This window comes from Leeia aquatica (assembly GCF_012641365.1).
GTDB lineage: Bacteria > Pseudomonadota > Gammaproteobacteria > Burkholderiales > Leeiaceae > Leeia > Leeia aquatica.
The window spans coordinates 25389-42294 of sequence record NZ_JABAIM010000001.1 but is presented as its reverse complement, the minus strand read 5'-3'; the positions used below and the strand labels follow the sequence as shown (position 1 = coordinate 42294).

19 protein-coding genes are annotated in these 16906 nt (G+C 59.0%); 5 read left to right on the top strand and 14 right to left on the bottom strand.

Annotated features, from left to right (window positions below; translation table 11 throughout):
• Positions 1-23 precede the first annotated feature (23 nt).
• The 3 genes from ttcA to HF682_RS00290 all read left to right on the top strand — a co-directional run bounded on the left by ttcA (position 24) and on the right by HF682_RS00290 (position 3387).
• Entirely contained in the window at positions 24-953 is a 930-nt protein-coding gene (gene ttcA, locus HF682_RS00300; RefSeq protein ID WP_168875268.1) for a tRNA 2-thiocytidine(32) synthetase TtcA, read from the top strand.
• A gap of 80 nt (positions 954-1033) precedes the next feature.
• Positions 1034-1819 carry a substrate-binding periplasmic protein gene (locus tag HF682_RS00295; protein WP_168875267.1) on the top strand — a complete coding sequence of 262 codons (786 nt, stop codon included), beginning with the start codon at positions 1034-1036 and terminating at the stop codon, positions 1817-1819.
• Positions 1820-1821: 2 nt separating this feature from the next.
• Positions 1822-3387, top strand: coding sequence for an ABC transporter substrate-binding protein (locus HF682_RS00290; RefSeq protein ID WP_168875266.1), 1566 nt, complete (start codon positions 1822-1824; stop codon positions 3385-3387).
• A gap of 142 nt (positions 3388-3529) precedes the next feature.
• On the opposite strand, the gene HF682_RS00285 is transcribed toward HF682_RS00290, so the two are convergent.
• From HF682_RS00285 to HF682_RS00250, 6 genes are read right to left on the bottom strand one after another with little or no spacing between them, the layout of a single operon-like run.
• The gene (locus tag HF682_RS00285) at positions 3530-3976 is read right to left on the bottom strand and encodes a YiiX/YebB-like N1pC/P60 family cysteine hydrolase (RefSeq protein WP_168875265.1); all 447 of its coding nucleotides are present in this window, start codon (positions 3974-3976) and stop codon (positions 3530-3532) included.
• A gap of 10 nt (positions 3977-3986) precedes the next feature.
• Positions 3987-4595, bottom strand: coding sequence for a hypothetical protein (locus HF682_RS00280; protein WP_168875264.1), 609 nt, complete (start codon positions 4593-4595; stop codon positions 3987-3989).
• 11 nt (positions 4596-4606) lie between these two features.
• Positions 4607-6553 (bottom strand): phage tail-collar fiber domain-containing protein, encoded by a 1947-nt coding sequence (locus HF682_RS17725; RefSeq protein WP_240947014.1) that lies wholly within the window; start codon positions 6551-6553, stop codon positions 4607-4609.
• Positions 6554-6573: 20 nt separating this feature from the next.
• Positions 6574-7200: a phage tail protein I gene (locus tag HF682_RS00260; RefSeq protein WP_168875263.1), complete on the bottom strand. Its 627-nt coding sequence runs from the start codon at positions 7198-7200 to the stop codon at positions 6574-6576.
• Positions 7193-8302, bottom strand: a complete 1110-nt coding sequence (locus HF682_RS00255; RefSeq protein ID WP_168875262.1) for a baseplate assembly protein — start codon at positions 8300-8302, stop codon at positions 7193-7195. The genes HF682_RS00260 and HF682_RS00255 overlap by 8 nt, the downstream gene beginning before the upstream one ends.
• Positions 8299-8646, bottom strand: a complete 348-nt coding sequence (locus HF682_RS00250) for a GPW/gp25 family protein (RefSeq protein WP_168875261.1) — start codon at positions 8644-8646, stop codon at positions 8299-8301. Before HF682_RS00250 ends, HF682_RS00255 begins: the two co-directional genes overlap by 4 nt.
• Before the next feature lie 81 nt (positions 8647-8727).
• Here HF682_RS00250 and HF682_RS00245 point away from each other — a divergent pair, with 81 nt between their 5' ends.
• Positions 8728-9381 (top strand): DUF4145 domain-containing protein, encoded by a 654-nt coding sequence (locus HF682_RS00245; protein WP_168875260.1) that lies wholly within the window; start codon positions 8728-8730, stop codon positions 9379-9381.
• Here HF682_RS00245 and HF682_RS00240 read toward each other — a convergent pair.
• The 5 genes from HF682_RS00240 to HF682_RS00220 are packed head-to-tail and all read right to left on the bottom strand — an operon-like array spanning position 9378 to position 14925.
• Positions 9378-10010: a phage baseplate assembly protein V gene (locus HF682_RS00240; protein ID WP_168875259.1), complete on the bottom strand. Its 633-nt coding sequence runs from the start codon at positions 10008-10010 to the stop codon at positions 9378-9380. The two genes, HF682_RS00245 and HF682_RS00240, sit on opposite strands and share 4 nt — an antisense overlap.
• Positions 10007-11203 (bottom strand): phage late control D family protein, encoded by a 1197-nt coding sequence (locus HF682_RS00235; protein WP_168875258.1) that lies wholly within the window; start codon positions 11201-11203, stop codon positions 10007-10009. The genes HF682_RS00240 and HF682_RS00235 overlap by 4 nt, the downstream gene beginning before the upstream one ends.
• Positions 11191-11397 carry a tail protein X gene (locus HF682_RS00230; protein WP_168875257.1) on the bottom strand — a complete coding sequence of 69 codons (207 nt, stop codon included), beginning with the start codon at positions 11395-11397 and terminating at the stop codon, positions 11191-11193. The genes HF682_RS00235 and HF682_RS00230 overlap by 13 nt, the downstream gene beginning before the upstream one ends.
• Complete coding sequence (locus HF682_RS00225; RefSeq protein WP_168875256.1) at positions 11397-12311, bottom strand: phage tail protein; 915 nt, start codon at positions 12309-12311, stop codon at positions 11397-11399. Before HF682_RS00225 ends, HF682_RS00230 begins: the two co-directional genes overlap by 1 nt.
• A 1-nt stretch (position 12312) precedes the next feature.
• Positions 12313-14925: a phage tail tape measure protein gene (locus HF682_RS00220; protein WP_168875255.1), complete on the bottom strand. Its 2613-nt coding sequence runs from the start codon at positions 14923-14925 to the stop codon at positions 12313-12315.
• On the opposite strand from HF682_RS00220, the gene HF682_RS00215 reads away from it, so the two are divergent.
• Positions 14924-15214, top strand: a complete 291-nt coding sequence (locus HF682_RS00215) for a hypothetical protein (protein WP_240947012.1) — start codon at positions 14924-14926, stop codon at positions 15212-15214. The two genes, HF682_RS00220 and HF682_RS00215, sit on opposite strands and share 2 nt — an antisense overlap.
• A gap of 59 nt (positions 15215-15273) precedes the next feature.
• Here the strand turns inward: HF682_RS00215 and HF682_RS00210 are convergent, their stop codons facing one another.
• From HF682_RS00210 to HF682_RS00200, 3 genes are all read right to left on the bottom strand, one after another.
• Positions 15274-15576, bottom strand: coding sequence for a phage tail assembly protein (locus tag HF682_RS00210; protein WP_168875254.1), 303 nt, complete (start codon positions 15574-15576; stop codon positions 15274-15276).
• A 209-nt stretch (positions 15577-15785) separates the two neighbouring features.
• On the bottom strand, positions 15786-16298 hold the full coding sequence (locus HF682_RS00205; protein ID WP_168875253.1) for a hypothetical protein: 513 nt from the start codon (positions 16296-16298) through the stop codon (positions 15786-15788).
• A gap of 81 nt (positions 16299-16379) precedes the next feature.
• A complete protein-coding gene (locus HF682_RS00200) occupies positions 16380-16904 on the bottom strand; it encodes a phage major tail tube protein (RefSeq protein WP_168875252.1) in 525 nt (174 codons plus the stop codon).
• Between the last annotated feature and the right edge of the window lie 2 nt (positions 16905-16906).

The following is a 16906-nucleotide window of genomic DNA, read 5'->3' as shown; positions in this document are numbered from 1 at the left end:
TGCCTTTGGCCAGACCCGTCTCCATGAATGCCGCTACGCCTGCCCCCGACACCGAAGCCCTTGATCGCAAACAGCAATACGAGGGCAACAAGCTGAACAAGCGCCTGCGGCATCAGGTGGGCGATGCCGTGGTGGATTTCAACATGATCGAGCAGGGCGACAAGGTCATGGTCTGCCTGAGCGGTGGCAAAGACAGCTATGCCATGCTGGACATCCTGCTCAGCCTGCAGCGTAATGCCCCGATTGACTTCAGCATTCTGGCGGTCAATCTGGATCAGAAGCAGCCCGGGTTTCCCGAAGAAGTGCTGCCCACCTACCTGAAGCAGATCGGCGTACCTTTCCGCATCATCGAGCAAGACACCTACAGCATCGTCAAGAGTGTGCTGGAGGAAGGTAAAACCACCTGCAGCCTCTGCTCCCGCCTGCGTCGGGGCATTCTCTATCGGGTCGCCAAGGAAGAAGGCTGTACCAAGATTGCGCTGGGCCACCACCGTGATGACATTCTGGCTACCTTCTTCCTCAATATGTTTTACGGCGGCAAGCTGAAGGCGATGCCGCCCAAACTGGTCTCCGACAATGGCGAGCATGTGGTCATTCGCCCGCTGGCCTATGTGCGGGAAAAAGACCTGATCCGCTATGCGGCGTGGAAACAGTTCCCCATCATCCCGTGCAACCTGTGCGGCTCCCAGCCCAATCTGCAGCGCCAGGTGGTGGCTGACATGATGCGCGACTGGGACAAGAAACATCCTGGCCGGCTGGAAACCATGTTCAAGGCCCTGTGCAATGTGGTGCCCTCCCACCTGGCAGACCGTACCCTGTTTGACTTTGCCGGTCTGCACGCCACTGGTGTGGAAGATGCTGAAGGCGACCACCTGTTCGATGAAGAAGACATTGAACCGGTCAGCGAACTCAGCCGCCTGTTCGCCCCCCAGCCTTTGCCATTGGGTGAGTAGTTCACTTACGCTTGACGGACTGTCATCACTGCTTCATGGTTCTGCTATAAAACAAGCAAGAGCCTAATCTTCACTCTGCCATGCGCAACCCTCAGCCTCTGGCCCGCCTGTGCCTCGGCAGCCTTTGCATGTTTCTGGCGCTCGCTACGCGCAGTGCGCCGCTACGCACCCTGAACGTGGTGGGAGAGCTGTGGCCCCCGCTGGTGCTGGATGAGCGCGCCAGTAACCCCGGTGCAGACATGGAGGTTTGCCAGCGGGTACTGTCGCGGCTGGGTTATACGGTGAAGTTTCAGGTGGTGCCTTGGCAGCGCGCCTTGCTGATGGCCAAGTCTGGCGATGTCGATGCGGTGATCGGGATTGGCCGTGGCCTGCTGAATGACCGGGAGAGTTATCTGGCGTACCCTCCTGAACCCTTGTCCGCCAGCAGACTGGTGCTGTTTTACCGAAAGGAGGATGGCTTTCGCTATCAAGGCTTGCCCAGCCTGGTCGGCAAAACCATCGGCACCACGGCGGGCTATAGCTACCCTCCCGATTTCTCGCATGCCCCATATCTGACACTGGAGCCCGCACCTACGGTTAGCATCAACCTGAACAAACTCAAAGCCCGGCGTGTGGATCTAATCGTGGCCGACATGGCCATGGGCACTCACCTGGCTGAGAGCATGAATCTGGGCAATCTACTGGCATTTGACCCTATCCCGATCGCCCGCACCAAGCTGTATCTGGCATTCTCCCGCTCACGGGGTCTGGACACACTGGCAGAAGCCTTTGGTGTTGAGCTGCGCCGCTTCAAACAAAGCCCGGCTTATCAGGAGATACTGCGCAAGTATCAGCTGTCTGCCGCCATGATTCAGCCCGAGCACTGAGCATGCCACGCCGACTCTCTGCCTGGCTGCTACTCCTGACCTTATCCTGGCACAACGCCCATGCCGCCGACCAGCTCGACCATTGGTTACGTCAATTCCAGCCCAGCACGCTAACCACCACCCAGCAACGGGCGGAGCTGAACTGGTTCATCCAGGCGGCTCGCCCCTATCGCGGTATGACCGTGCGCGTGCTATCTGAAGACATCACCACCCATCGCTATGAACAGCAGGTGCTTGCCAAAGCATTTTATGAGCTGACCGGCATCCGTGTCATTCACGACATCAAGCCGGAAGGCGATCTGGTACGCCTATTGAAAAACCAGCTGCAGGGTGGCCCGGCAGTGTACGATGGCTTCATCAACGACAGCGACCTGATTGGCACCCATATGCGCATGGGACAAACGGTTGTGCTGTCCGACTGGATGAAAGGTGCAGGCCGCGACCTGACCCTGCCTACCCTGGCGCTGGAAGATTTTATCGGACTGGCCTTCACCATGTCACCCGATGGCAAGCTCTACCAGCTACCGGACCAGCAATTCGCCAACCTGTACTGGTTTCGCTACGACTGGTTCACCCGCCCTGACTTGCAAGCCCGCTTCAAGGCGCGCTACGGCTATGCACTAGGAGTACCACTCAACTGGTCCGCTTATGAAGATATTGCCGACTTCTTCACCCATCAGGTCAAAGTCATCGACGGACAACGCGTTTACGGCCATATGGACTATGGCAAGCGCGACCCAAGTCTAGGCTGGCGCTTTACCGATGCCTGGCTATCCATGGCTGGCGAAGGCAGTGTCGGTTACCCCAATGGTAAGCCCATCGACGAGTGGGGCATTCGGGTGGAAGGCTGCAACCCGGCGGGTGCCAGTGTCAACCGCGGCGGCGGCACCAATAGTCCGGCAGCGGTCTATGCCCTGCAGAAATACCTGGACTGGATCAAGCAGTACGCTCCACCAGAAGCCCGCAACCTCACCTTCTCCGAAGCCGGGCCCATACCGGGCAAAGGGCAGATTGCGCAGCAAATTTTCTGGTACACCGCATTCACCGCCGATATGGCCAAGCCAGGGCTCCCCATCAACCACCCGGACGGCACACCCAAGTGGCGCATGGCCCCTGCTCCACTGGGCGCCTACTGGGAACAGGGCATGCAGCGCGGCTATCAGGATGTCGGCGCATGGACCTTCCTCAAAACCACGTCACGGCCGCAGCTGGACATGGCCTGGCTCTATGCCCAGTTCACCGTGTCCCGCACCGTCTCGCTGAAGAAGTCGCTGACCGGGCTCACCTTCATCCGCGAGTCCGACATCCACTCCCCCGCTGCCAGCGCACTGGCACCCAAGCTGGGAGGACTAATCGAGTTTTACCGTAGCCCATCACGGGTCTACTGGACCCCAACCGGCACCAATGTTCCGGATTATCCGCAACTGGCCGAACTCTGGTGGCCACGCATTGCGGCTGCCTTGGCCGCTGAACAAACCCCGCAACAAGCCTTGGATCAACTGGCCAGCCAGATGGATGAATCCCTGCTGAAGCGCGGCGCGAAAACTGAGCGCCTTTTTGCGCGATAAATGGTGGTTGATTCTTTTCCCAGCATTTGCAACAGAATTTCACTTATAAAAACTGAAAGGGCTGCAAGGCCCCTTCGTCATTTCTGCGGGTCAGCTGGCCGGAGGTGCGTTACCAGCACACCTCCGGTCGCTGTCTTCTACTTCAGACTGCCGTGGGTTGGGTTGCCGGTGGCAGCAGGTACAGGTGCTGTGGGGTGATGCGCCGTACAGCATCTGGCCGGAACAAGGGTTCCCCGGCCTCCTGGAATGCCCACGCGATCAACTCGCTACAGAACCACCGGTGGTCGTCCTGCCAGTCGCGGTGTAGCCACAGCCCGACAATGGCGCTGTAGTCATAGCGTTTGCCGATCTGGCTTGATGCTGCCTGTAGAACCTTTATCGGGTTGCGGCACGGCAGTTGGACCAGCTCATGGTCACGCGCATGCTGTATCGCATCTGCCAGCTTGCGTTTAACGACGCCTCCCGGCGCTGCTGCTTCAATGATCATGTCACCGGCCTGAAGTGCAACATGGCTCCAGCGCGACCAGGTGGTGGCGCGGATGACTGCAGACAGCGGGTGGTAGCTGGTGGTGAACAGTAGTGTGATCATGTTTTCCTCATCAGGCAGACTGCATGAGTTGAGCGAAGGCGGCCTCGGCCTGGGCTTTCATGGCATCGAGCACAGCGGCCACTTCTGCCGCCGTTTTGGCGGCAGACACGGCGTCTTGTGCCTTGCGTTTCATTCCGTCGATCAGCGCGACGGCCTGGCCAAAGAAGGTCGCGTTCTTGATGACCTTCTGCGTGAAGCTGTCCAGCGTTTCTCCAGCGATGCCGCGTGCAGTAATTTCGGCCTGAAATACTGCTTTATCGCCATTAGTTGCTGAGCCCGCGACGATGGCCTGCGCGATGCGCAGCTTGTTGCTCCATCCTGCGATTTCCGCATCGTCCGGTGTGCCTGCAATCAGCGCGCGCTTCGACTTGGCGAAGGCGTTGATGCGTCCGTTGGCGTCGGCTTTGGCTGCGGTCAGTACGACAGCAGGATCAGGTGTCTGAACCGGGACGATTACCCACGCCCCATTGCGCCACACGTGATGCTTTGATGGTGGCGGTACTTCCGTGGCAAACGACGGGATCAAGAACACACCGGGTTCCAGCGGTGACGCATCCGCGAATGACTCGGTGATAAAAGCCCCCGTGGTGGGGTCGAACTGGTAAATGACTTTGCTCATGATTTCCTCGGTCAGTACTTGATGCAGGCCAGTAACGCCAGGTTATGCGGCCGGACTTTCTTGTAGGCCATGTCACGCCCAGCCGCCGCGCTGATGTTGGTTGAGTAGCTGGTCATATACGTACTGGTGCCGTCGTCATTTTTGACGACGGTCAGCGGAATATTGCCGACGGCGTTGTCGTAGATGGCAATCTCGCTGGCGTTCTGCATCGTGCCCAATGCGCGCCCGGTATCCAGTCCGCGCCCGTCATCCCAGCCGCGCATGAATTCACCTCGCAGGTCGGGCAAGTTGAATGTGGTGGTACCGTCGCCGAGGCCGTACAAGCTTTGCAGGTAGCTGTGCGTGCCCGACTGGGTGCCGCTGGTCACGACCCGGTTACCCCACTCGCGCAGGTAGAAGGTGTTGGCGTCAATCACTTCCACGAGGTAAACAGAGGTGGTGGCAGTGAGCCCGGTGGGCAGCGTCCCAGTGGTGGTGAGCATCAGCCGCTCGCCGCCGGTGAAGCCGTGGGCGGTCTTGGTGAAGACTGCCGGGTTGGCCAGGCTGACGGTGAACGTCTGCGGCGTGAAGCCTGCGCTGGTGACCAGCGCGGCAAACAGCGCAGGATAGGCTGTGCGGGACACGGCTGCGCCGTTGGCCTTGAGGTAGCCCGCAGGCGGCGTGCTCTGCGCGACATGGAGTATGGTGCCGACAGGTACGGGCGGTACAACCGTCACCCCGGTTGCCGGGTTGAGTAGCACCCACTTGTCCAGTATTTGGTCGTACACCAGTTGCAACCAGTGTCCGGCACCGGCGATGTCCCCCACCACCAACGGCTGACCGGCCCCTTTGACGATGGCCTTGGCCGGGATGACGCCGCTGTTTGGGGTGAAGGTCGGGGTTGCGCTGGTGTTGGCCGCTGCGGCCCGGATGTGCAGGCGCATGCGGTCGACCAATGCAGTGATGGCCGGACTGTAGCTGGCGGTAAGGGCGTCTGCCGTGCCGCTGGCCGGGGCGGCAATATAGGTGCAGGCTTGCACGCCCAGCGGGGTGGCCGCATCGGTAATGCCATACCCGGCCAGCGTAGTCGGGTTGGTGCCACCCACGACAGCGCCACGCTGGTCGACAGTAACCGCTCGCCACGTCCCGGCCGTGACACCCGTTTTGCCAGATACCCGCTCCCACATGAGCGCGGTGGTGCCCAGTGCAATGGGGGCATCTGTTACCAGCTGCCACAGCGAATCGGCGTGGATGTTGCCTTGCTCAACAAAGACGAACAGACCCGGTGTGACTTCGATGCTGGCATCGGCATCTGCAGCGCGGCTCCAGGTACTGGCGGCAACCACATAAATACCGTTGTCACTGGCGGTGGCTTGATCCTTGACCAGTACCCGGTCACCTGCAACGAGGCTGACACCGTCCACGGTCTGTACACCGCTGAAGGTAATCGGTGCGGTGGTAGCGGCTTTGACAGAGGGTTTGCTGTCGCGTTTGGCCAACTCTTCGGCGATGCGCTGGTCAACGGTGGAGCGGGTGGCCAGCACCACGCTGGGGTCAACCAGCAGCGTGACCGAGGCGGCGTTGGACACCTCCAGAATCATGCGGACATAGAGCTGCTTGTTGGAGCCGCTGGCCAAGGTGGGTTTGTAGCTCTCCGGGAATTTGCCCACGGCAATCAGGTTGCCCGTGCTGTCGAACAGGCCGACCTCGCGGATGTAGAAGCCGCCGACCGTGTCGGGGATCACCAGTTCAGCCACAATCCAGTTGGGGTTGCTCTGATCTACCGAGAGGTTGTTGAGCGCCCCCCGCCACGTCTCATGCTTGAGCGCGGTTTGAGACTCAACCGGGTTGTAGTAACTGCCATTGTCACCATCGCCTACGGCCATGTGCGTAATCTGCAACGGCGTGCTGCTGGCCTGAGCAGCGGCCAGCCTGGCTTTGCCGGTGGTGGTGAGCAGGGTGAAAAATTCATTGGCCATGGGTTACTCCTGAGTGATGGTCATGGGCCGGGAAACACGGATACCGTCTCGACACACCAATACCCGATGCCGAGCTGCAAAGGACTGTTCTGGCCGAGGTTGACCTGCTGAAACGGATAAACAGAGGCCACCTCACCCGCCAGTAAGGCGATGCCCACTGAGGGGACCGGTGAACGGTTCACCAGAGACAAGGTGAGCCGCTCCAGGTGAGAGCGCACATTCTTGTATTCCGAGATCAGGTCGACCAGCGCATCGAAGGTGGCCGCGTCAATGCCTCGGGTGGCGAGGTCGACATTGATCCGGAAGTAATAAGGCTGGCCGCCATACTCAAACCATTCGCTGATCTGGCCAGACAAGGCCAGCGTCTCCAGTACCTGCTGGATGGCCCAGCGCGTGCCCTTGTAGCGATGCAGTTCGACAGCACGTTTGAGTAGCTGGCGACGCTCCTGATCGTTGCGTGTGAACTGCCAGCCTTCGCCCAGGATATGCAGTTGCTCAGCCAGGTGCGGTAGCGCTGAGGCATGTACCCGATCCAGCAACCAGACCAAGACCGGTGTACGGTCGATCTCACTGATCCGAGCCGCCAGCGCCCCCAAGGCCTTGAAGCGTGGATCACTGGCCAGTGCGGGTGGCAGCAAGTCAGCCATTGACTGTCCCCGTCACCGTCAAGGTGATGCCCGTGCAACGCGCCCATTCGTAGTCAGCCAGGGTTTTCAGTGCCGGAGCGGTGAGGATGACCTGGTATACCCCCGGCACCTGCAGTGCTGCAGTCACCTGGCTGGGCACGATGTCACGACCGAGACCTGCGGCACGCTCCGCCCGGTACGCTTCGGCCCGCTGTTGTGCCAGTGCCTTTACGCTGGCAGCATCGACATTGCTGTATAGCTGCAACTGTGCCGTGATCGCATAGTCCACCGCCACCGGAGACAATGCCTGTACCTGATCAGTCAACGGGCGCACCCGGTCTGCCGAGCAGGTGACCTCCACCAGTGACAGCATATTGCTATCCGGCAAGCCGCTGGCCAGCAAGGGGTAGAGTTTGACTGCACCAGGTGTTGGGGACAGCACCGCAACATCGACAATGCTTTGATGCGCCTTGAGGGCATGGAATCGATAAGCCAGGCGACTGCCTGCATTGGAGAAGGACTCCGGTGCCAGGCGGATGCGCTCACGCAGCCGCTCGGTATCTTCCTCGTCGAAGCCGTTGGCCGTGACGCTGGTGTTGAGCGCAGTCAGATCGACATGGCTCAGCTCATCTAGCAGGCTGTTGATTTGGCCTGCCAGCCAGCCATTGCCAATGGTCCCTGCGGTTTCACAGCTTGCATCCACCTCTACTGACAGTTGCCCCGCCTGGAGCGTGACATCCTCATCCGTGGCAAACGCTACCGTACCATCACCACCTTCCACACGCGTGCCAGACGGAATCAACAGCGAACTGGCCTGTGCGGTTTCAACCGAGAAGCGCAAGGTGGTGCGGGCGGGTTGGGCAGGCAGGCGCGTCACACCGACCAGCTCGCCCAGGTAATCAATCATCGGCGGCTGGGCGTACGCGACCAGGTTTTGCTTGGCGGCTTCTTGAATGCCGATGCGAACCAGGGTCTCCCGGTAGGCAATGACATCGATCAGCAGCCGCTCCACCTGCGCCGGATAGAGGGTTCTGCCTGTCAACTGCTCATACTGGGCGATCATCTCGGCGGTGATGGCCTGCGGGTCGCGGGAGATAAAGTCTGGCTCAGGCAGGTTGCTCATAGCCGCACCCCGGTTTCACGCAACACGCCGCCCGCCAGGCGCCACTGCACCCGCATCGTGATGTGCGACGCATCGGTCTCAGGATGTACCCGGACCAGCTCGCAACGCGGCTCCCACTGCCGGATGGCCTCAACGGCCTCGCGCACCAGATGTGGCCGCACCTGATTGACCGGGTAATCCACATACAGGTGCAGGTTGGAGCCAAAATCCGGTCGATGCGGATCACTGCCCTTCGGCGTACGCAGAATGATATGGATGGCTTGGGCAATGTCCGCCTCGGCTTCGACCAGATCGAAGTGACCAAGCGCAGGTTGCCAGTGCAGGGAATCAGAGAGGCGAGTCATGCGGCTATCGTGCCGCGCCGCTTGCCCAAAGGATATTCAAGGAGATTAAAATGAACAGGTCCATCGCTGAGGGAGCTGTTCATGGAGTATGTTGCGCCAGCGTTTAAAAAAAATGCATTCCACTGCCCGATTTGTAAGACATTTGCTCATATGGGGTGGGTGAGCTTGGTAACTACGTCCGCCCCTATGGAAGCGACTGATCTATTCCAAGCTCGGTGCGCACGATGTCAAAAAGAGACCTATTGGCGCGATGATAAGTCAGGCGATCCGCGAGCTCCGAAGGGCAAGATGATCTACCCGCTTGCCTCAAATGCCCCCTTGCCGTCATCAGATCTGCCTGAGGATTGTCAGCAGGACTATGCAGAAGCAAGGGCCATCGCAGCACAGTCGCCCCGTGCCGCCGCCGCCCTGTTGCGGCTGATCATCCAGAAACTGTGCAAGCACTTTGGGGAGCCCGGCAAGGATATCAACAAGGATATTGGTCGTCTGGTCGAAAAAGGACTGCCCAAAATCTTGCAGGAAGCGCTTGATACGGTTCGTGTCATTGGGAATGCAGCGGTACATCCAGGGGAAATCAACTTTGAGGATAACCCGGAGATCGTGACCGTCCTGTTTCGCCTGATCAATCTGATCGTCGAAAAGATGATCACTGAACCCAAAGAAATGGCCGATTTGTACCAGTCCCTGCCGACCAGCAAGCTGGAGCAGATTGCCAAGCGCGACCAATCTAATTAGCCCCCGCCATGACTGTGGTGATTCGAGTTGCCCCCTGCATCCATGATGCTGCCGGTGGCATCGATATTGCCGTCGACGTGGATATTGCCGTGAATGGTGGCAGTGGTACCGCTGCCGCTGCCGCCTGATCCGGTCATGCCCCCCTGCCAGGTCAGCCTGCCCTTCACCAGCAGGGTGCCGGTGACTTCAGTATCCGGTGTGTCGATGATGACCTTGCTGCCCGCTTTGAGCAGGATCTCGCTGCCTGCCTCGACCACCACCTTCTGGACACCGCCTCGGACGGTCAACTGGTGGCTGGTACGGTCGTACTCCACTTCTGCACCATCATCGAACTGGATGTGATGCTTGTCACCACTGCTGACGGGCGGCATATCGGCGCTGGAATAGATGGCCCCCAGTACCACGCCATCTTCACCACGTGGGTCCAGCAATACGGCAACATGCTCCCCGATATCCGGCAGGTGGTAATGCTTGTCGCGCAGGGTTTTGGCCTGCAGTACCGGCAGCCAGGCCGAGCGGAGGTTTTCATAGTCGGGCAAGCGGATGCGTACCCGGCAGTTGCGGGCATCTACGGCAGAGACTGTGCCGATCTTGAGACTGGTGCCGGATTCTTGCTGGGTATCACTCATGGGGTTTTGCCTTTCTGGCTGAAGCCCACCACGCCGACCTGGCCGCTGGCAGTCATGCCATATACCTTCAGACCTTTGCGCCTGGCGGTATGTCTGCTTTGGGTGGTCTTGCTGCCTGCAACGGCCACACGCTTCACTTCCAGCTCGGTGGTATAGCCACCGTCACGCTCCAGCTGGTGGCGTGCTGATTCGACCAGGTACTTGCCGGTCAGCTTGCCGCATGCCTCCAGCTGCAGGGTGATGCCTGCCACCAGGCGCGGGTTTCCGGGTACCGTCAACGTACCTGCGGTTTGCTGCAGGTTGGTGTGGTCGAGTGCCGCCTGGGTTTTGGCTTGTACTGCAGCGGCCGTACCCCGTGATGACAGCTTGAGGGTATCGCTGCTGCTGGCATGGCCTGAAGTCTTGCGCCCGCTGGTGGTGGTGCCGACCTCTGCCACCTGGCCATCCTTGACGCCGTAGACCACCAGTTTGCGGGTCTTCGGGTTATGGTATTTGCCTGTGGCCTGCTGGTAGACATCCTTGATCTTGTCCCGCATGCGGATCGAGATCAGATCGGTCCGTTGCAGGGTCAGTGTGGAGGCCGTCTCACGCAGGTCCAGCAGTTCGGTAAACACCAGCTTGCGCCCGACAATCTTGAAGGCATAGCCATATTCTCTGGCCAGCCGGGTCAGAAACTCGACATCCCGTTCCTGGTACTGGGTCACTCGGTCGATGGGGATGTCGCGGATTTTGCCGACCAGCGTGAGGTGATTGCGCCTGGCCAGGCGTTGGGCGATTGCCGCCAGCGTGGTGTTCTCAAAGGCGCGGCTGCCTCGGGTACGGACTGACTTCCGGATGCCGGTGGCCAGACCACGGATGGCGACCGTGGATGGTGGTGATGAGAACTCGATTTCATCAATCTCGAAGGGGCCAACAGGCAGCAGCGGCTCTCCCGCATAACCCAGCCGAAGAGACAGCGCATCCCCCTTGCCGGGATACCAGCTGCTCAGCCAACGGCCATCGCTATCTTCCAGCTCCACCTCCAGCTCATCCGATTGCCCGGTCAGGTAATCGGTGTAGGTAATTGAACAGACATAGGGCGTGATGTCGTGTGTGATGTCCGTGTGCCCATAGGCCAGCAGGAAGACCGGGTGCGGGACGCCAGCGACTCCGGCAGGCGGCAGGGTCGGGCCGGTTTCAGTCAGCGCAGCCATGGTGGCAGCTCCTCCAGGCCATCCGGTTGATCCATCACCGGGATCGATAGCGTCATGCCTCCAGACAATATGGCATCCAGCGGAACGTGGGGATTGGCGCTGATAATGCGCTCATACTGAAACGGGTTGCCGTAATAATGCTGTGACAGCTGGTCCCAGCGCTCTCCATCCTTGGTGATGTGGGTCAGGTACATCAGAGACCTCTTGTGATGATGTTGCCTGCCAGCCGGTCAATCGTTGAACCTGCCGCCGCCAGTTCACGACCGGCTGCACGCGCCTGGCCGGATATATAGTCGATCTGCACAGCCAGGTTGCTGATACTGCTGCTGGCTAATGCAGCCTGGGTATTTCGCAGCGCATGAATCGCCCCTTGGATCGCCTGCAGGACAGGTGTACTTTCGGGCATGTGCAGACTGAGGGATGTCACGGCTGGGGCCAGCTTCTCCAGTGTGGCAACAGCCTGCTTGCTCAGGTCCAACAGCCGTGGCAAGCGTTTGATGGCTGCGGCAGGATTGGTCTTGAGCTGCCGGACCAGATCTGCCGCATCGCTCAGCACCCGTATGGTGGACTGCGCCTGGCGGGCCAGCGATACGACCTGGCGCACGACAGTACGCACCTGACCAACTGCATTCCCTATGGCGATACCTGGGGCGGCCAGATTCACTGGCCGTGATGTGGCCACCGTGGGCGGCTGCCTGGGTTGTACCGCTGGTGGCGGTAGCGGGTTCTTCTTGTCACCGACATATTCCCGCAGGGTCAGGTTTGCTTCGAGTGCGAGCAAGGTACCACTTTGATCGGTCTGTTTGCTGGTAGCAGTGAGCTCGGTCAGTACAAACCAGCCCTTGTAATCGCCATTCCCGAGCACCAGTGCCATGGCCTGGTGCGCTGAGAGTGCCCGCCGCAGCTTGGTCAGCTCCTGTTCCGGATCACAGAAGTGGATATGGAACGAGAGCTGGATGCGGATCTCATCCAGCTGATCTGCGATTCGTTGCAGGCGGGGCTTGCCTTCGATCAGGGCGTGCTCGGCATAGTCGACGCTGTACTGGGACTCGAAACTGTCAAAGTAGGTGATCAAGTCAAACTGCACGTCTCCCAACAGTGCAAACATGTCAGGCTCCTGTGTAGTTGCGACGAGCTTGCTGCTCCAGTACGCGCTTGATGAGCTGCTCCAGTTCATGCAGGCTCAGCCGTAAGGCCTCGGTCACTTGCGTTTTGGTGGACGATGATGCTCCAGCCTGAAGCTGGATGGTTGGGTTGAAATGAATGGTCAGGCCCGCCGTCCCGCCAGTCATTCCGGGGGCGAGTGGCTCACCCTGGGCCGCTTTGATGCGGCGGGCTGCTGCTGCCGTTTTGGTGGCCATGCTGGTAGCTGCACGTGATGCCAGCGGTGCCGAGCGGCCAATGCCAATAGCGGTACCTTCCGCAATATTGTCCCCAAACCCCATGAATACGCGGGAGGGTGACTTGATGCCCAGGGTGCTGGTAAACCAGCCCTTGATGTCCTTGCCAAAGCTGATGATGGCATCCTTGGCAGCGCCGAATTTGGCCTTGATACCCTTGACCAGACCATCGATCACATTGGCGCCGAATTCGGTGAACGACTTGGGCATGTCAACACCAAACCATTTCATCACCCCGGCAAACGCCTTGTAAAACAGTCCCAGTGGCGACCAGTCCAGGATCAGCTTGCATACCCCACCAATACCACCCGAAAACGCAGACTTGATCCCGTTCCACAGTCCTTTGAACCAGGCGGTGATGGGCGCCCAATACTTGATGACCAGTCCGGCCGGGGTGTAATTCAGCAGTAGGTGCTTGATACCGGCCCACGCCTGGCTGAATACGTGTTTGGTACCCGCCCACAAACGCTGAAACCAGCTTTTGATCGGCCCCCAGTTGCGATAGATCAGGTAGACTGCGCCGGCGATAACCGTAATGACCAGGCCAATGGGGTTTGCCAGCAAGAGGCGACCCAGCCACAGAATGGCGGTACCGGCAAAACGCAAGGCGACAGGAACAAAACGCATGACGGTGCCAACCACGCCCCACACCACGCGAAAGAACGTCATCACGCCACTGCCAAGGGTACGTAGCGTATTGACGATGGGGGCAAATTTGCCGCTTTGCCACAAGGCTTTCAGCATGCTCCAGCGGGCTGACAGCGATTCGAACGTCGTGATCAGGTCGGTAATCGGCGATTTCACCAGGTTGATGCCGTAACGCAGAGTCAGGAAAGCCACCTTGCTGGCCAGCAGCCCGGCAACCAGACCGATCACACCTTTGATGACGCCTGGATGGGTTTTGGCCCATTCCCCAAATGCTTTGACCGTAGGCTTCAGGTCTTTCAGAAATGAGACCAAAGGTGGCAGCAAGGCTTGCCCGATGGTCAGACCAATATCCATGAGCTGAATCTTGAACGCCTTGAATTGCTCATTGAAGGTGTCCATCCGGTTTTGCCAGTCTTTGCCCATCACATCGCTACTGTCTGCCTTCATCGCCCCTTGCTTCAGGGCTTTCATCTCGCCTTGATTGGCCAGCGCCGGACGAATGAAACCCATGGCCTGCATGTCCTGAAACAGGTCACCCAGTTTGTAGGCTTCGGACAAGCGTTGTAGTGCTGCCTTCCGTTCCTGATCATCCTTGATCGCCATGATCTGCTGGAACTGGCGGGCAGCATCCGGCCCCTTGCTCTGCATGTACTGGGTGATAATCGCCAGCATGGACTGCAATGGTGTCATGCCTTGAGCCCGCAGGTTCAGCATGCTTTGCTTGAGGTCGATCCCGGCACGCTCAAAATCCTTGAGGGTGTCGGGTGAGGTCAGCTTCTGCAGGAAGTTTTTGAAGTTGTTCGCAGCTTCATCATTCGAGCCTGCTCCTTTACGGGCGATCTGCAGGGATGCCGCCAGCTCGGCCACGGCTTCTTTGCCGGTAACCCCGAGATCCGCCATCATTGGCGTCAGGGAAGGTAGCCATTTGGCCATGTCGCGGATTTCAAACTGCCCTTGCTTGCCTGCCCAGGTCAACATATTCAGCGCCCCCTCAAAACCGGCCTCACCGATCTTGAGATTGTCTTTCAGGGCAATGGCCAGGGCGCCCAGGTCATCCATGCTGGCTCGGGTCGCCGTGGATGCCTTGGCCATGATCGGGGCGTAACGCTCCAGCGCACGGGCATCCTGAATGCCACCGGCAACCAGCACGCCAAGGCCGCGACCAATTTCGGACTGAGTCTGATTCCATTGCAGGGCTGCATCACGGACCACCTGGCCGACCCGTGCTTCTTCTGCTCGGCTGAATCCGCCCGTGATGGCGACATCCCGCATCTGATCCTGAAAGTCACCCGCCATGCGGACAGACTTGAGTACTGGCGCTCCCACCGCCACCGCCACACCCGCTGTCTCCATGGCTTGGCCGCGCAGGTCGGCTCGACTGGCTTTCAGGGCATCCCCCCGCGCCAGGCTGTTGGCCAGCCGTTGCTGCTTGGTGCGCAACTGGTCCAGGGTATGCCCCAGCCGGTCGTACTGGCGGCGCAGCTCTGTGACATTGCGTGCCGGGTGAGACATGGCACGGGTCATGGCATCGCGCAGGCGATCATGCTTGTGCCGCAACTCATCCGTGACTTGCCCCAGTTTGACCAGGGTGCCACGCGCAGACGAGAACGCAGTCTGGAAACTGCCACCCAAGGCAGCACCGATCTTGACACCAACGAGCAGCTCATTGGCCATGATGGATTCCTTTTGCTATGCTGGGCATATGTTTGAACAGACCACCCTGACAATCAGCAGATGGCTCTATGGGCTAACGATTACCAGCTGTGCGGTATGGCTGGCATGGCTTTGTTTTGCCCATCTGCCGCTTTGGGGTGCGCTGTTCCTGCTCCCCGTGCTTTGCATGCTGGCCGCGATGGTGGGGGCGCCGCTGCTTGCTGCTGCGTCTCTGTTGGCAGGGACGATGGGCGCACTGTTGATGCTCATGGTTCGGCGATGGACTGCATCACCCCGTTCCGGCGCTTGACTTCGCGCTCAGCCTCATCGACCCAGCCCCAGTAATCCTCCAGATCCAGTCCGTCAATTTCAGAGGGCTGTATCCGTAGCACTGTCAGCAGAACCTGATCCAGTTGACGCAGATGACTCTCCGCCGACAACCATGTCGCGAAAGGCATCGGTCAATGCCTTGCTGTCGGCAATGTCCAGCAAATCCAGGTCTTCCAGCAGCAGGCCCGTCATGCGGGCAAACAGGAAGTCTTCCTGTTCAGCGTCTTCCTTGCTGTGGCGATGTGCGGCTTTCAGGTCGCCGCGTTTGAGTCGTTTGATGGTGAGGGTTTCAATCCGCTGGCCTGCGGCATTGGTGAACGGGTGCTGCAAGGTGATATTCATGGCAATTCCTTCGTGTGGGTGGCCCGAGAAAAAGAGTGGTGCACGAAGGATTTTGCGTCAGCCGGTGTTGGGCGTCGGTTAAACGGCTTTAGAAATGAGAAGGCCTACTTGAGAGAACTGGTAGGCCAAGCTGTCACTAAGATATGTGAAACGGATGTTTCTCACGCTGCGGTGCATCCTTGGAGTGGAAAGCCTGGTTCGGGGCTTGGTCAAGCATCCCGGTTGGCTTTCTGCACTGTTATGTGCTCTTTCCGCTTCAGGAGGCATCGAATGCCCTTGCCTGAGGTCGAGCAGTACAGCACGACGAACAAGTACCCCTCCTGAACCATCCTGTCGACATCATCGTCCTGCTCGCATAATCCGATCCATTGGTCACCTGCCTCAAACCTGTACGGTAGCGGCTGTGCCTGCGATGGGGTTGTGATGATCGCGCTGTAGTCGCATCGCTTACGACACAAGCATGCTTTCCACCAGCTTTTGTAGTACATGAATCCGAGGTTTGTGATTGTCGTTGCCCGGTCACCATTGTTTACCGCAATGATGCTGATATAGCTCTTTGGGTCGGGAATGCCCCCCCCGGCGATTTTCATGCCCGTAGATGTATCAATACGCACATTTGGCCCTGAGTGCAGCCACTTATATGCATCCCAGCCGAGAACGAAGGTTGAGATTACTGCTGCATACACTGCTGCGAACGTCGACCACGTATCGTTAGTAGACATCTATCCTCCAGCTACTCGTCTCCTATGGCAGTATACATAAGAAGAGGGCCCACCGAAGTGGGCCACGGCCAGCATGACACCTTAACCACCAATATTGTTGCGGTAGGTCGCCAGCATGTCCTCACCGCCAACACGGTAGATGTTGGCCAGGTAATCCAGCTCGATCATCTCTTCGCCGTCAATCAGCTGTTTGAGGTAGGTTGCCGAGAAGCTGCTGGAAAATTCGGCGTTGTCATGTTGCTTGAATGTGCCCATCGGGTTCTTCTTGAACATGACGGTCAGGAAGGTGACCAGGCTCAGCTCCTGGATTCGCCCCTGGGCCCCATAGGTTTCAATGCTGGAACGGCATTGCAGCTGTACGGCCTTGAACGGGTTGGCCATGGTCCTGGCAACCTCGTTGTACAGGGAGTTCCACTTGATCTCGCCTTCCAGCTTGTCAAAGCCCGAGGGCAATTCGATCTTGCCCATCATGCCCAGTGCTTTGTGCTCCTGCATGATGGCGGTGACATCCGGCAGCTTGATTTCCTCAGCACGGCCCAGCAGGGAGTTGCCATCAATATAGATGTTCGCATTGGTGATGCGGTTGATTTCAATCTTGCCTGCCATGA